13 protein-coding genes are annotated in these 14,327 nt (G+C 67.2%); 3 read left to right on the top strand and 10 right to left on the bottom strand.

Annotated features, from left to right (window positions below; translation table 11 throughout):
• Window positions 1-9: 9 nt before the first annotated feature.
• Genes AC1DEZ_RS03450 through AC1DEZ_RS03425 form a run of 6 tightly spaced genes read right to left on the bottom strand, consistent with a single transcriptional unit; the run spans window position 10 to window position 7,493 of the window.
• A complete protein-coding gene (locus AC1DEZ_RS03450; RefSeq protein ID WP_476778636.1) occupies window positions 10-1,485 on the bottom strand; it encodes an NAD(P)-binding domain-containing protein in 1,476 nt (491 codons plus the stop codon).
• The gene (locus AC1DEZ_RS03445; RefSeq protein WP_476778635.1) at window positions 1,482-3,119 is read right to left on the bottom strand and encodes an ABC transporter ATP-binding protein; all 1,638 of its coding nucleotides are present in this window, start codon (window positions 3,117-3,119) and stop codon (window positions 1,482-1,484) included. The genes AC1DEZ_RS03450 and AC1DEZ_RS03445 overlap by 4 nt, the downstream gene beginning before the upstream one ends.
• Window positions 3,116-3,946 (bottom strand): ABC transporter permease, encoded by an 831-nt coding sequence (locus tag AC1DEZ_RS03440; protein WP_476778634.1) that lies wholly within the window; start codon window positions 3,944-3,946, stop codon window positions 3,116-3,118. The genes AC1DEZ_RS03445 and AC1DEZ_RS03440 overlap by 4 nt, the downstream gene beginning before the upstream one ends.
• Window positions 3,947-3,949: 3 nt before the next feature.
• Window positions 3,950-4,927: an ABC transporter permease gene (locus tag AC1DEZ_RS03435; RefSeq protein WP_441512703.1), complete on the bottom strand. Its 978-nt coding sequence runs from the start codon at window positions 4,925-4,927 to the stop codon at window positions 3,950-3,952.
• A 56-nt stretch (window positions 4,928-4,983) separates the two neighbouring features.
• Window positions 4,984-6,588, bottom strand: a complete 1,605-nt coding sequence (locus AC1DEZ_RS03430; protein ID WP_476778633.1) for an ABC transporter substrate-binding protein — start codon at window positions 6,586-6,588, stop codon at window positions 4,984-4,986.
• Between the two features lie 59 nt (window positions 6,589-6,647).
• Window positions 6,648-7,493, bottom strand: a complete 846-nt coding sequence (locus tag AC1DEZ_RS03425) for a VOC family protein (protein WP_476778632.1) — start codon at window positions 7,491-7,493, stop codon at window positions 6,648-6,650.
• Window positions 7,494-7,763: 270 nt separating this feature from the next.
• On the opposite strand from AC1DEZ_RS03425, the gene AC1DEZ_RS03420 reads away from it, so the two are divergent.
• The 3 genes from AC1DEZ_RS03420 to AC1DEZ_RS03410 are packed head-to-tail and all read left to right on the top strand — an operon-like array spanning window position 7,764 to window position 10,998.
• On the top strand, window positions 7,764-8,126 hold the full coding sequence (locus tag AC1DEZ_RS03420) for a MarR family winged helix-turn-helix transcriptional regulator (protein ID WP_476778631.1): 363 nt from the start codon (window positions 7,764-7,766) through the stop codon (window positions 8,124-8,126).
• 45 nt (window positions 8,127-8,171) lie between these two features.
• Complete coding sequence (locus AC1DEZ_RS03415; protein WP_476778630.1) at window positions 8,172-9,485, top strand: MFS transporter; 1,314 nt, start codon at window positions 8,172-8,174, stop codon at window positions 9,483-9,485.
• A gap of 40 nt (window positions 9,486-9,525) precedes the next feature.
• Window positions 9,526-10,998, top strand: a complete 1,473-nt coding sequence (locus AC1DEZ_RS03410) for a protein adenylyltransferase SelO (RefSeq protein ID WP_476778629.1) — start codon at window positions 9,526-9,528, stop codon at window positions 10,996-10,998.
• A gap of 67 nt (window positions 10,999-11,065) precedes the next feature.
• Here the strand turns inward: AC1DEZ_RS03410 and AC1DEZ_RS03405 are convergent, their stop codons facing one another.
• From AC1DEZ_RS03405 to AC1DEZ_RS03390, 4 genes are read right to left on the bottom strand one after another with little or no spacing between them, the layout of a single operon-like run.
• Entirely contained in the window at window positions 11,066-11,767 is a 702-nt protein-coding gene (locus AC1DEZ_RS03405; RefSeq protein WP_476778628.1) for an ABC transporter ATP-binding protein, read from the bottom strand.
• Window positions 11,764-12,522 carry an ABC transporter ATP-binding protein gene (locus tag AC1DEZ_RS03400; RefSeq protein WP_476778627.1) on the bottom strand — a complete coding sequence of 253 codons (759 nt, stop codon included), beginning with the start codon at window positions 12,520-12,522 and terminating at the stop codon, window positions 11,764-11,766. The genes AC1DEZ_RS03405 and AC1DEZ_RS03400 overlap by 4 nt, the downstream gene beginning before the upstream one ends.
• Window positions 12,519-13,403: a branched-chain amino acid ABC transporter permease gene (locus AC1DEZ_RS03395; protein WP_441512695.1), complete on the bottom strand. Its 885-nt coding sequence runs from the start codon at window positions 13,401-13,403 to the stop codon at window positions 12,519-12,521. The genes AC1DEZ_RS03400 and AC1DEZ_RS03395 overlap by 4 nt, the downstream gene beginning before the upstream one ends.
• Window positions 13,403-14,266: a branched-chain amino acid ABC transporter permease gene (locus AC1DEZ_RS03390; RefSeq protein WP_441512694.1), complete on the bottom strand. Its 864-nt coding sequence runs from the start codon at window positions 14,264-14,266 to the stop codon at window positions 13,403-13,405. The genes AC1DEZ_RS03395 and AC1DEZ_RS03390 overlap by 1 nt, the downstream gene beginning before the upstream one ends.
• Window positions 14,267-14,327: the final 61 nt, after the last annotated feature.

The raw sequence follows: 14,327 nt of genomic DNA, 5'->3' as shown, positions 1-14,327 counted from the left end.
TGGCGCTCGTCAGGAGGGTAAATCCTCTGGCCTGAAGAAGGGCGTATCCTTCAGCTCGGGCTCGTCGAAGGCCTCGAGATCGCGGCGGATCTCGGCAATGTCCTGCCGGAAGAATGCCGCAACGATAGCCTGCGCCGCGCGCTCGCCGGCGATGGCGACACCGGGGATGTCGCTCGCGATCGCGCCATGGCTGACGAGGGCGCCGTGGTTGACGAGGTGGATACGCGAGAGCTCGGCCGGCGCGCCCGCGACACGCGGCTGCAATTCAAACCCCGGGCCGAGATAGGGCGCCCGCGCCAGTGCCGGGCGCGCAAGCGCGGCGGGCGGCACGTAGCGATCGCTCCAGCGCGCGATAAGCGGGGTCAACTCTGCCAGTTCCGGGATTTTGGCCGCATCGACCTGGAAGCCCGTCGCGACGATGAGGAAGTCGTGCCGGCGTTCGAGCCGGCCTTCCGGCGTGTCGATGTCGAGCACGACCTGCGCGCCCTCGCGCCGGACGCTCGCCACGCTGTGGCGGAAGCGAATATCGAGCCCGTCGGATTTCAGGGCACGTAGCACCGTTTCGTGTGGCGGCGGCGCCAGCATGTCATCGAGATAGGCTGCGAGCGCCCAGCGATCGGCATCGGGCAGGGCGCCCCAGCCATGGAAGTAGCCGGGATTGGCCGAGCCGCGGCCCTTGTTGATCTGCGGCAGATGCGGCCGGCGCAGATACATCTCGACGCGCGCCGCGCCTTGCTCCAGCGCCGTCGCGGCATTGTCCCAGGCCGAGGCGCTGCCGCCGATCACGCCGACCGACTTGCCGCGGAGCCCTGCGAAATCGATTGGGTCGTTGCCGTGGGCGGCGACGGTCGGCCTCAGCTCATGCGGCACGACATCCGGCCAGACATCGCCGCCCGCACCGCCACGCCCGGTGGCGAGGACGACATGGCGGGCAAAAACGCTCTTTGAGCCTTCGGCGGTCTCGATGTCGAGCGCGAGCAGGCCGTCCTGCGGCCGCAGCTTCGTCAGCGCGCTGCGATGCTGCACCGGCAAGGCCAGCACCCGCTGGAGCCAGCTGAGATAGTCGACCCAGGCAGCGTTGGGGATCTTGTAGAGCGCGTCCCAAGCCGCTTCGCCGAAGCTCGCCATGTACCAGGCGGCGAAGGTCAGCGAGGGGACGCCGAGGGCTGGCCCGGTCAGCGTCTTGGGCGAGCGCAGCGTGTCCATGCGCGCATAGCGGTTCCACGGGCCTTCGCGGCCCGGCTCGTTGGCATCGAACAGGCGGATATTGACGATGCCCTTGGCGAGCAGAGCCGAGGCGGCGGCGATGCCGTTCATGCCGGCGCCGATGATGGCGACGTCGAGGACCGGTTCACCTGCTTCCGTTGTCCGCGGATGGAGCCAGGGCTTTGCCGGGAAGCCGAGCAGGGCGAGGTCGCACCTCACCTGCGCTTCATGCCGGGCAAGGCCGTCGGCGATCGGGACCGGTGTGGCGATGCGCTTCATGATGGAACCTCCGCTGTTTCGCGGACGGCCCCCGCCGTGCCGAAGCTCTGGCCGGGGATCGAGGCGAGCAGGGCCTGCGTATAGGGGTGCTTGCGCTGGCCGAAGACCTCGGCCACCGTTCCGGCTTCCACGACTTCGCCGTTCTTCATCACCGCGACGAGATCGCAGACCTGCGCCGCCACGCGCAAATCATGGGTGATGAAGACGATGGACAGCCCGAGCCGCTCGCGCAGGCCGGCGAGAAGCTTCAGCACCTGCGCCTGCACGGAGACGTCGAGCGCCGAGACCGGCTCGTCGGCGACGAGGACGTCGGGTTCGAGCGCCAGCGCCCGCGCCAAACCGATGCGCTGGCGCTGGCCGCCTGAGAACTCGTGCGGATAGCGGTCGACCGCCGCCGGATCGAGCCCGACGAGGCCGAAGAGCTCGCGGGCACGCTCCAGCGCCTGCTTGCGCGGCATGCCGTTGACGACGAGGCCTTGAGCGACGAGGTCGCCCACCTTGCGGCGCGGGTTGAGCGAGGCGAAGGGATCCTGGAACACCATCTGGATATGCCGGCTGCGCGCCCGCATCTCGGCGCGGGAGAGCTTGGTCAAATCCTCGCCGTTCAGACGGATCGCGCCTGTGTCGGGATCGATCAGCCGGATGATGCAGCGCGCCAGCGTCGATTTGCCGGAGCCGGATTCGCCGACGATGCCGAGTGTCGCGCCCTTCGGCAGGGTCAGCGATACGGCCTTCACGGCGTTGGTGACGCGCTGGCCGCGGCCGAGGAAGCCGCCGGTGCGATAGGTCTTCGAGACGTTCTCTATCGTCAGGATCGCCTCGTCCGAAAGCGGGCGCGGCGGCGGCGGTTCGAGCGCCGGCACGGCCGCAATGAGCTGGCGGGTATAGGGGTGGCTGGGGCGGCTCAGGACGGTTTCGGGATCGCCCTGTTCGACGACCAGACCGTGCTGCATGACCACCACGCGATCCGCGATCTCGGCGACGACGCCGAAATCATGGGTGATGAAGAGCACGGCGGTGCCCTTGCGCGCCTGCAATTCGCGGATGAGCTTCAGGATCTGCGCCTGGGTGGTGACGTCGAGTGCCGTCGTCGGCTCGTCCGCGATCAGCACCTTCGGGTCGAGCGCCAGCGCCATCGCGATCATGGCGCGCTGGCGCTGCCCGCCCGAGAGCTCGTGTGGATAGGCCTTGGCCGCGCGCTCCGGCTCTGGGATCTGGACTTCCGTCAACAGGTCTTGGACACGGGCCGCGATCGCGCGTTTGCCGAGGTCGGTGTGGATGCTGAGCATCTCGCCGATCTGGTCGCCGATGCTGCGCAGCGGATTCAGCGCCGTCATCGGCTCCTGGAAGATCATGGCGATGCCGGCGCCGCGAACCTTTCGCATCTCGGCTTCGCCTAGCGCGGCGATGTCGCGGCCCTCGAAGAGGACGCGGCCGCGCTCGATCGCGACGCCGGTGGGAAGCAAGCGCATGATCGCATTGGCCGTCATCGACTTGCCGGAACCGGATTCGCCGACGACGCAGACGATCTCGCCCGCCTTCAGCTCCAGCGAGACGTCCTGCATCGCGTAGGGGCGGTCGGCTCCCTCCGGCAGGGCGACGGTGAGCCCGTCGAGAGTGAGGATCGCGCTCATCGTCCCTTGAGCCTCGGGTTGAGGGCGTCGTTCAGCCCCTGGCCGACGAGCGACACGCCGAGCACGGTAAGTACGATCGCGAAGCCGGGAATGGCCGAGACGTACCACTGCACGCGCAGCACGTCGCGGCCGAGCCCGATGAGGTTGCCCCAGGAGGCGACATTGGGATCGGAGAGCTTGAGGAAGGCGAGCGAGCTTTCGAGCAGGATCGCGACCGCCATGACGACGCTGGCGTAGACGATCACCGGCGGCAGGGCGTTGGGCAGGATCTCGCCGAAGATCAGCTTGAGATCGGAGAGGCCGATGGTGCGCCCGGCCTGTACGAACTCGCGGTTGCGCAGCGAGAGGAACTCGGCGCGGGTGAGACGGGCCGGTGCCGGCCAGGAGACGATGCCGATCGCGACCATCACCGTCGGCAGCGTCGAGCCGAAGACGACGACGAGGACCAGCAGCAGCAGGAAGTTCGGCAGGGTCTGGAAGGCTTCGGTGATGCGCATCAGCACAGTGTCGACCTTGCCGCCGTAGAAGCCGGCGAGCGCGCCGATGACGATGCCGATCGCAACGGCGATGACCGTGGCGATCACACCGATCAGCAGCGATATGCGTGCGCCATAGAAGATCTGGGCAGCGATGTCGCGGCCGGAATTGTCGGTGCCGAGCAGGAAGCGCGGGTTGGCCAGCGGCCATTGCAGCGGCCGGCCGGCGAGCGCCAGCGGATCGCGCGGGAAGAGCCAGCCGGCGCTCGCCGCCATGGCGAGGACGAGCAGCAGAAGGAACAGGCCGATTACGGCTGGCGGGCTGCGGAAATAGCGCTTGAGGGCGTCCATCGCTCAACCCTCCGGTGCGATGCGCGGGTCGAGCCGCGCGTAGAGGAGATCGACGATGAAGTTCACGACGATGACCAGCAGCGCCGAGACGAAGACGATGCCGAGCAGCGTGTTGAGGTCGCGCTGGATCACCGATTCATAGGCGAGGCGGCCGAGGCCCGGCAGCGAGAAGACACTCTCGACGACGACCGAACCCCCGAGCATCGTGCCGGCCTGCAGGCCGATCAGCGTCACCATCGGCAGCAGCGCGTTGCGCAGGACGTGGCGGGTGATGACGCGGGTCTCGTCCAGGCCCTTCGAGCGGGCGGTGCGGACGAAATCGAGGTTCAGCACCTCCAGCATCGCGCCGCGCATCAGCCTGAGATAGATGGCGAGGTAGATCAGACCCAGCGTCAATGTCGGCAAGATGAGATGGCGCGCGATGTCGAGCGTGCGGGCGAAGCCTGTCAGCCCGGCGCCGATATCCTCGAAATCGCCGGCCGGCAACCATTGCAGATGAACGGAGAAGACGACGATCGCCATCAGCCCGAACCAGAAGGACGGTGTGGCGTAGAAGATCAGGCCGAGCGTCGAGATCAGCGTGTCCTGCCAGCGATTGACGTCGCGCGCGGCGAGGACGCCGAACACGATGCCCGCGAAGAAGGCGAAGGAAAGCGCGGATGTCATCAGCAGCAGCGTCGCCGGCAGGCGCTCGACGATGACGCTGGCGACCGGCTTGCCGTAGATGGCGGAGTGGCCGAGGTCGAAGCGGACCAGCCGCCAGAGATACTGGCCGAGCCGCTCGGCGGTGGAGAGATCGAGCCCGTAGAAGCGGCGCAGCTCTTCGGCGAGTTTCGCGTCGCCGCCGCCCATCTGCGCCATCATGGCATCGACGGTGTCGCCGGGTGCGAACTGCAACAGCAGGAAGATGCCGATCAGGATCAGCAACAGCGTGGGGATCGAGGCGACGAGCCGCCGCCCCGCAAGGGTGAGGATACGCATGGTCTACGCGCCGTGTTGCTGCGGGCCGGGCGGAAGGGCGGCCCGCTCTCCTGTTCTCACTCGGCCAACCAAAGGTCGTGCCAGCTCGACGAGCCCCAGCGCGGGGTGTTCGAGTGGTTGCGGGCCTTGGCGCTGATCGTGGTGACGAAGATCTGCTCGATCGGCATCCAGATCGGCAGTTCCGTGTTCACCTTGCGGACGAAATCGCCGTAGAGCGCATTGCGCTTGGTGGGATCGACCTCGGTCGCGGCGTCGTCGATGATCTTGTCGACGGCCTCGTCCTTCCAGTCCCATTGATTGGTCCAGGGCGCGCCCTTGGGTTGGCCGGAGCGGTACCAGACCGTCGTCGAGACGGCTGGGTCGTTGCGGTACTGGTGCCAGCCGGTGGCGAGGTCGAAGTCCCAATCGTTGTAGACGCTCTTCAGGAAGCCGCCGCCATCGACGCGCACGATATCGACCTTGATGCCGATTTGCGCCAGCGACTGCTGGATGAAGGTGGAGAACAGCGAGATGTCCTCGCCCCAGGGGGCAGGGGTCAGCCGGAGCGAGAAGCGCGTGCCGCCGGCGCCGGGCTTGTAGCCGGCCTCGTCGAGCAGCTTGACCGCGAGCGCCTTGTCGAACGGGTACTGCGGGCCGTTGTCGGCCGGGTAGAAATCGGTCGAGACCGAGGGGATCGGCCCGGTGCCGCGCTTGGCGAAATCGCCGAGGAAATTCTCGATGAAGAAGGGGATGTCGAGCGCATGCGCGATGGCGCGGCGCACGCGGATATCGGCGAGTTCCTTGCGGCGGAAGTTGAACTCGATCGTGTTGGTGCGGGCGTTGCCCTCATTGCCCTTGGTCGAGACGATGAAGCGCTTGTCCTGCGACAGGCGGGCCATGTCGGAGATCGTCAGGCCGGAGAACGGGCTGTAATGCAGCTGGCCGGCTTCGAGCTGTGCCGCGGCGGCCGAACGGTCGGTGATCACGCGCCAGATGATGCGGTCGAGATAGGGCGCGTTCTCGCGCCAGTAGTTCGGGTTGCGGTCGGCGATGATGTGCTGGCCGCGCTCATAGGTGACGAACTTGAACGGGCCGGTGCCGATCGGTGCGAGGTTGACCGGGTTGTTCCGGATGTCGCCCTTGCCCTCATAGAGATGGCGGGCCGAGACGTAGCCGAGGTCGGGCAGGGCGCGCAGCAAGAGGTTCAGCGGCATCGGCCGCTCGTAGCGGAAGATCGCTGTGTAGGGATCGGGCGTGTCGACGGCCGTGAGGAAGAGCTGCAGCGTCGTCCCGTAGTTCAGGATCTTCTTCCACATCTCCATCGCGGTGAACTGGACGTCCGCCGAGGTGAAGGGCTGGCCATCATGCCAGGTCACGCCCTTGCGCAGCTTGAAGGTGATGGTCTTGCCGTCGGGCGCCGCCTCCCAGCTTTCGGCGAGCACGCCGACCGGGTTGCCGTTTGCGTCGAGATCGACCAGCGCCTCCTGAATCTTGCCACCGATGATGTAGACGCCGGTCGAGGCCTGGAGGCTCGGATTGAGTTGGCGCTGCTCGGCGCCGTAGTGAACGCCGAAGACGCCGCCCTTGCGCGGCGTCTCCTGCGCGAAGGCCTTGAACGGGTTGACGACATTGGCCGCGATCGCGGCGGAGGTCATCAGGATTGAACGACGGGTGAAGTCCATGGAGGTCCTCGACGATCTGAGCTCGGAGGCTGAAAGGCGGAATGCAGGAGCCGTGCCGGTCAGGCCGGCACGAAGCTGAGCACGGAGCCGGAGGCGCGGGCTGCGGGCACGCTGGCGGCTTCGCCGTGGCGGATCGCGCCGGATGCTGCTGCGGCAGCGTCGAGATCGCGCGTGGCCAGCACGAGCGCAGCGACGCCAAAGGTTGCCGCGCCTTCCCGCACCGCATCCGGATAGCGCTCGGCAAAGGTCTCGGCGGCATAGAACAGGATGTCGGCGCGCGAACGGCCGGAAGCGACGCGCCAGACCGTGCCTTCCTGCCGAACCGGCTCGTCGATCAGCCGCGAAAGATGTTCGGCGGCCGCCTGCGGATCGGCCGACAGGGTCTCGATACGCCGGATGGCGACAGCGCCGTTGGCGTGCTTCTGCAGCACCGGCACCCAGACGTTCTCCCGCGTCAGATGCTGGCAGGCGAAGATACGGATACCGCCGGGCTGCTCCTCGAGCGGCCAGCGGAAGACATTGAACTTGGCGTCGGCCTCGCCGCCGCCGGGGAGCGGTACCGGTCGGCCGAAATGCACCGGGCCGATCGCAGGAAAGCCCCGTGCCGTGATCTCGGCCGCGCCGGCCGCGGCGTCGTCGGTGGTGAAGGCGATGCGCTCAATGCCCTCGTGCTTCGCCAGGAAGTCGCGCGTGGGCTTGTTCTGGTCGGTCTCGGAGACGATCCCGAGCAGCTCGAGATAGTCCTCCTGCAGCATGATCGTGTGGTTGGCCGAGCCCATATGCGGCGAATGCAAGCCGAGAGGCGAAATCGTGAAGCCTAGCCCCTCCCAGGCCTTCGCCGAGAGAGCGAGATCGCGAACGGCGACGACGACATGGTCGACGCCGAGAACATGATTGAGAGACATCCAGCCGGTCCGATATGGTGCCGCTCGCGGCGGCGTAAGTGAAGAATTTCCTTCTTCGGTCGGCAATCTAGTCGGGCGGTATGGGGAATGTCCTTATCGTTGTTTTCCGATTTTAGAGATGAATGATCTCCTTTTCGCGGTCGGCGCCATGCGGGCCGGCTGCGCTGGATACGCTGCGGCGCGGCGGTCGAATCGCGCTTGATTTTGCATCAAAGCGGGCATATACCCGCAACTATGTCCATCGCCTGTTACTGCACACGCCTCAAGACCGTGACCCGCAAGATTGCGGGGCTGTATGACGGCGCTTTGGCGCCGGTGGGGATTAACATCGCCCAGTTCGCGATCCTCAGGAACGTCCGGAGGCATCAGCCAGTCAGCCTGACGGAACTGGGCCGGCTTCTGGAACTCGATCGATCGACCATGGGGCGCAATATCCGCGTGGTCGAGAAGATGGGTCTGGTACAACTTGGGCGCGGCGAAGATCAACGGGAGCTGGTCGTGTCGCTGAGCGCGCAGGGGGAGGCGATTCTGGAAGAGGCATCTCCGCTCTGGGAGACGTGCCAGCAGGATATCACCGGGCGTCTTGGCGCAGAGCGTCTCAAGGCTCTCAACGAGCTGAGCGATCTTCTCTGATCGTTTAATCTTAAGCGGGTATATACCCATAAATTGGATGCTCTCATGTCGCAGATAGCCATCTCCGCCGAGAACTCGGCATTACCCCGCTTCTTCGCCCGCCGGGGCATCCACTACGGCTGGGTGGTCGCGGCGGTCACCTTCCTGACCATGCTGGTGACGGCCGGGGCGGTCGGTGCGCCCGGTGTTCTGATCGGCCCGCTGCATCAGGAGTTCGGCTGGTCGACCGCGGAGATCTCGTCCGCCTTCGCGATCCGCCTGGTGCTGTTCGGGCTGATCGGGCCGTTCGCCGCTGCTTTCATGAACCGCTTCGGCGTCCGGCGCGTCGCGGCCGTCGCCCTGACGCTGATCGCTGCGGGCGTGCTGGGCTCCTTCGCCATGACGACGCTCTGGCAGCTCATGCTGTTCCTGGGCGTCGTCGTCGGCTTCGGCACGGGGCTGACCGCCATGGTGCTGGGCGCGACGGTGGCGACACGCTGGTTTTCGGCGCGCCGCGGCCTCGTGATCGGGCTGCTGACTGCCAGCACGGCGACCGGCCAGCTCGTCTTCCTGCCCTTGCTCGCCTCGCTCACGGAAACGCTCGGCTGGCGCAGCGCACTCTCCTTCGTGCTGGGCATGCTGCTGCTGGCCGCCGTCGCAGTTTTGGTGCTGATGCGTGACCGGCCCTCCGACCTCGGACTTGCGCCTTATGGAGCGACGGCTCTCGCGCCCGCACCCGCGGCACCGGCGACGCTGGGCGCGATGCTCGCCTCGCCGCTCGTCGCGCTGAAGGATGCCTCTCGCTCTGGCATCTTCTGGGCGCTGTTCGGCACTTTCTTCGTCTGTGGCGCCAGCACGAACGGCCTGGTGCAGACCCATTTCGTCTCGCTATGTGGCGATTTCGGCATGGCGCCGGTCGCCGCGGCGGGCATGCTCGCGGTCATCGGCATCTTCGATTTCGCCGGCACGGTGGGCTCGGGCTGGCTGTCCGACCGCTTCGACAGCCGTAAGCTCTTGTTCTGGTATTATGGCCTGCGCGGGCTCTCGCTGATCTACCTGCCCTTCACCAGCTTCAGCTTCTACGAACTCTCGATCTTCGCGGTGTTCTACGGTCTCGACTGGGTGGCGACCGTGCCGCCGACGGTGAAGCTCGCGGCCGACCGCTTCGGCGAACGCGCCAACCTCGTCTTCGGCTGGATCTTCGCCGGCCACCAGCTCGGCGCCGCAACCGCCGCCTGGGGCGCGGGCTTCAGCCGCACGGTCTATGCGAGCTATCTGCCGGCCTTCTTCATCGCCGGTGTGCTCTGCCTGATCGCCGCGCTCGCCATCGTGTCGGTGCGCGAGCCGCGCGAACGGGAGCTCGTCCCGGCCGCCGCATGAAGGTTGACGTTGCCATGCCGGCTGGCGCGCATATCTACGGATGATGATCGCGATTCCGTTCGACAACTCCTATGCGCGCCTGCCGGAGCGGTTCTATGCCGCGGTGAACCCGACCGCGGTGGCCGCGCCTCGTCTGATCAAGCTCAACGAGGCCCTGGCCCGGCAGCTCGGCCTCGATCCGGACTGGCTGAAGGGGCCGGACGGCGTCGTGATGCTGGCCGGCAACAGCCTGATCGAAGGGGCGCTCCCGATCGCGACGGCCTATGCCGGGCATCAATTCGGCGGCTTCAGCCCGCAGCTCGGCGACGGCCGGGCGATCCTGCTTGGCGAAGTGGTGGACCGTGACGGCCGGCGCCGCGACATCCAGCTCAAGGGAGCCGGCCCGACGCCGTTCTCGCGGCGTGGCGACGGCCGGGCCGCGCTGGGGCCGGTGCTGCGCGAGTACGTCCTCAGCGAAGCCATGGCGGCGCTCGGCGTGCCGACGACGCGGGCACTCGCCGCGGTGCTGACGGGTGAAACCGTCCGGCGCGAGACGCTGCTGCCCGGCGCCATCCTGACCCGCATCGCCGCCAGCCATATCCGGATCGGAACATTTCAGTTCTTCGCCGCCCGGCGTGATGTCGAGGCGCTGCGCCTCCTCGCCGACCATGTCATCGCCCGGCACTACCCGCAGGTGGCGGATGGCGACGCACCTTATCTGGCTCTGCTTGAAGCGGTGGTTGCCGCGCAGGCCGACCTCGTCGCGCGCTGGATGCTGATCGGCTTCATCCATGGCGTGATGAACACCGACAACATGTCGATCGCCGGCGAGACGATCGACTACGGTCCCTGCGCCTTCATGGACAGCTACGACCCCGCCACGGTCTTCAGCTCGATCGACGAGCACGGCCGCTATGCCTATGGCAACCAGCCGCCGATCGCGCTGTGGAACCTGACGCGCTTGGCCGAGGCGCTGCTGCCGCTGCTGGCGGAGGACCAGGAGAATGCGGTCGCGGTCGCGCAGGAAGCGGTCAATCGTTTCAACGAACTGTTCCAGGCCAGTCTGATCGCGGGCTTTCGTCGGAAACTCGGCCTTTTCACCGAAGCGCCGGATGACGTCCTGCTCATCAAGGCATTGCTCGAAACGATGCAGCGCGGCCATGCGGACTTCACTCTGACCTTCAGGCGGCTCAGCCATGACGCCGTTGGCAACGGGCAAAGCTGCCGCGAACTCTTCACCAATCCCGCCGAGTTCGACGATTGGCATGGTCGCTGGCAACAGCGGCTGCAGCAGGAGAGCCTCTCCGCGGAAGAGCGGCAGCGCGCGATGCACAGCATCAATCCGCTGTTCATTCCGCGGAATCACCGCGTCGAGGCCGTGATCGAGGCGGCAACCGAGCGGGGCGATCTGGCGCCATTCGAGGAACTGCTCGCCGTCCTGGCGAAGCCCTATGACGAGCAGCCGGGCCGGGAGGAGTACGCTCGGCCGCCCGCCGTACATGAGCGCGTGTTGGCAACCTTCTGCGGTACCTAGCGTTTTTGCGCTTGCCGCTGGGGGGCCGGATCTGTGGGCCGCTGCCGGTTGGGCAGCGGCCGCGTCGTCAGTGCTGGCCGAGATAAAGTTCGGCCGCCTTGGGATCGTCGAGCAGGCTTTGGGCGAGGCCTGCGAGGGCGACCTTGCCGCCGTCGAGGATGCAGCCATTGTCGGAGATCGCGAGCGATTGGCGCGCGCGTTGCTCGACGACCAGAACCGAGACGCCGAGATCGGGCAGGCGTTTGATCAGGGCGAAGGCCTCGGCCACCTTGGCGGGGGCCAGGGCCGCCGTCGGCTCGTCGAGGATCATCAGCCGCGGGCGCGTCATCAGCGCGCGAGCGAAGGCGAGTTGCTGGCGCTCGCCGCCGGAGAGCGACCCGGCGCGGGCACGCTTGCGCTCGCCCAGCAGCGGAAACGCCTCGAACAGCTCGCGGATGCGCTGTGCCTGATCGCGTACGCCGACGACGACCTGCAGGTTCTCCAGGATGCTCATCGAGCCGAAGACGTTAGCGACCTGCGGGACGTAGCCGATGCCGGCGGCGATGCGATCCTCGGTCGTCAGGGGCAGCAGGTCGCGCCCCTCGAACTGGATTCCGCCGGAGACCCGTGGCAGCAGGCCGACGATCGCCTTCGCCAGCGTCGACTTGCCGGCGCCGTTGGTGCCGGCCACGGTCAGGACCTCGCCCTTCTGCAGCGACAGCGAGATGCCGTTGAGGATGTCGACCTCGCCGTAGCCGCCGCGGACATCCTTGATTTCAAGCAGCGTCACGACACGCCTCCGAGATAGGCTTCGCGCACGACGGGATCCTCGAGCACGGCGGCGGGCGCCCCCTCGGCCAGAACCTTGCCGCGATCCATGACTGCGAGCCGCGGCACGAGGCGGGTCAGCGCCTCCAGATCGTGCTCGATGATCACGAAGCCGATGCCACGTGTATTCAGCTCCTCGATTCGCTCCATGATCTCGCCGATCAGCACGGGATTGACGCCGGCGAAGGGCTCGTCGAGCAGAATGAGCTTGGGCTCGACCATCAAGGCGCGGCCGAGTTCGAGCAGCTTCTTCTGGCCGCCGGAGAGCTTGCCCGATGGCACGTCGGCGACCTTGCCGAGCTTGAGGAAGGCGATGGTGCGCTCCACCTTCTCCGCGATCGCGGCCTCCTCCTTGCGGACCTGACCGGGGCGGAAGAACAGGCCGAGCAGGCTCTCGCCGGTCTGATCCGGGGCGGAGGCCATCAGGTTTTCGCGGACGGTCAGATGCGAGAACTCGCGCGGCACCTGGAAGGTGCGGACCATGCCGGCGCGAGCGCGCTGCGGCGGGGAGAGGGCGTCGATCGGATCGCCGTTGAGCCGGATCTCGCCCGCATCGGCCGGGACGAAGCCGGAGATGACAGAGAACAGCGTCGACTTGCCGGCGCCGTTCGGCCCGATGATGCCGAACAGGGCGTCGGTCTCGATCGTGAGGCGCACGCCGTCAAGGGCCTGGAAGCCGCCGAAGGACTTGGTGATGTCGCGGATTTCGAGGGTCATCGCTTGGTGTAGTCCCCCATGAGCCCCTGCGGCCGATAGATGATGAACAGGATCAGCAGCAGGCCGACGAGGCCGATCCGGACGGAGGCCATGTCGACCTCGGAGATGCCCGGCACGATATCGCGGATGAAGCGCGAGCCTTCGAGGAAGGCCATCAGGATCACTGAGCCGATCACCGCGCCGGAAACGCGGCCGACGCCGCCCATGATGATCGCCATCCAGACATAGAAGGTGACGAGCGGGATGTACTGCTCGGGCACGATATAGGTGATGTAGTGCGCATAGAAGGCGCCGGCGATGCCGGCGAGCGCCGCGCCGACAACCAGCACCTGGATCTTGAAGCGCGGCGGATCCTTGCCCAGCGCCTGCACGGCTTCCTCGTTGTCGCGGATGGCTTCGATGATGCGGCCGAAGGGCGAGCGCGCGATCCGGCGGATCATCCAGGCGGCGGCGATCGTGACGGCAAGGATGGTGGCGAAGGTGGCGATCTGGCCGGCCGCGCCGCCGAGGCCGGAGTAGAGCCGCGGAATGCCGGGAATGCCCTGCACGCCTTGGGTCAGCCAGCGCTCGCTGGTCAGGACGATGCGCACAACCTCCGAGAAGCCGAGTGTGACGATGGCGAAGTAATCGTCACGCAGGCGCAGCGAGACCAGCCCGATCGGCCAGGCCGCCACGGCCGCAAACAGGGCCGCGCCCGCGAAGCCCACAATGAACGGCGCGCCGTTGAGCACGAGCAGCGCGCTGGCATAGGCGCCGATCGCGAAGAAGCCGACATGGCCGAAATTGATCAGGCCGGTGAGCCCGTATTGCAGCGTCAGGCCGAGGCTGAGCAGGACATAGATCAGCGCGATGATGCCGATCGCGACGAGATAGGCTTCCATCAGCGCACTCCCTCGACGCGGCCGAACAATCCGCGCGGCCTGACCAGCAGGACGGCGAGCATGATCAGGAACGCGATCGCGATCTTGTAGGTGAAACCGACGAAGGGGGTCGAAACCTCCTGCATGGCGCCGAGGATGAGCCCGGCGACGACGGCGCCGACCGGCGAGCCGATGCCGCCGAGGATCGCCGCGGTAAAGGCCGGCAGCAGCATCTCCCAGCCGAATTCGGGCGTCACGATCGTCTTCATGCCGAGCATCATGCCCGCGATGCCGGCGACGGCGCCGGCGAGCAGCCAGAGCGCGATCATCACGCGGCCCGGGCGGATGCCGGAGACACGGGCGAGATCGCGGTTGTCGGCGACGGCGCGCATCTGCCGCCCGATCGCCGTGAGATAGAGCAGGGCGAAGACCGCAATCAGCGTGACGAGCGCGACCAGCGCCATCTGCAGGTCGAGCGGCAGGATGCGCAGCCCGCCGAAGACGTAGGGGCGCGAGAGCGGCACCTGGAAGACCTGCTGGCCATGGCCGAAGGCGACGCCGAGCGCGGCCCGCAGCACGAAGGCGACGCCGATCGAGGCGACGAGAAGCGCGACGACGGAGCGGTTGGCGAGCTTCCGGAATACGCTCCAATAGGCGAGCAGCAGCACGATGCCGGTCGCGCCGGCCGCGCCGAGCCCGGCGAGGATGAAGGAGCCGCTGGCCTTGTGGGCCGCCAGAGCCGCATAGGCGCCGAGCGTCATGGAGTCACCGGTCGCGGCGTTGGGGAAGCGCGCGATCCCGAAGACGAGCGTGATCGAGAGTGCCGCCAGGCCGATGACGAGGCCCTGGAATAGCCCGTTTATGAAAAGCTGAGCGTAGAACATGGAGCAACCTGGTCGGGCATCGCCGCGGCCGGAGCCTGCGGCCCCTGCAGGCGATGGCCTG

This window comes from Allobosea sp. 10L422 (assembly GCF_056395345.1).
Note: the sequence above shows the minus strand (reverse complement) of the source record. Positions and strands in the feature narration are given on the sequence as shown.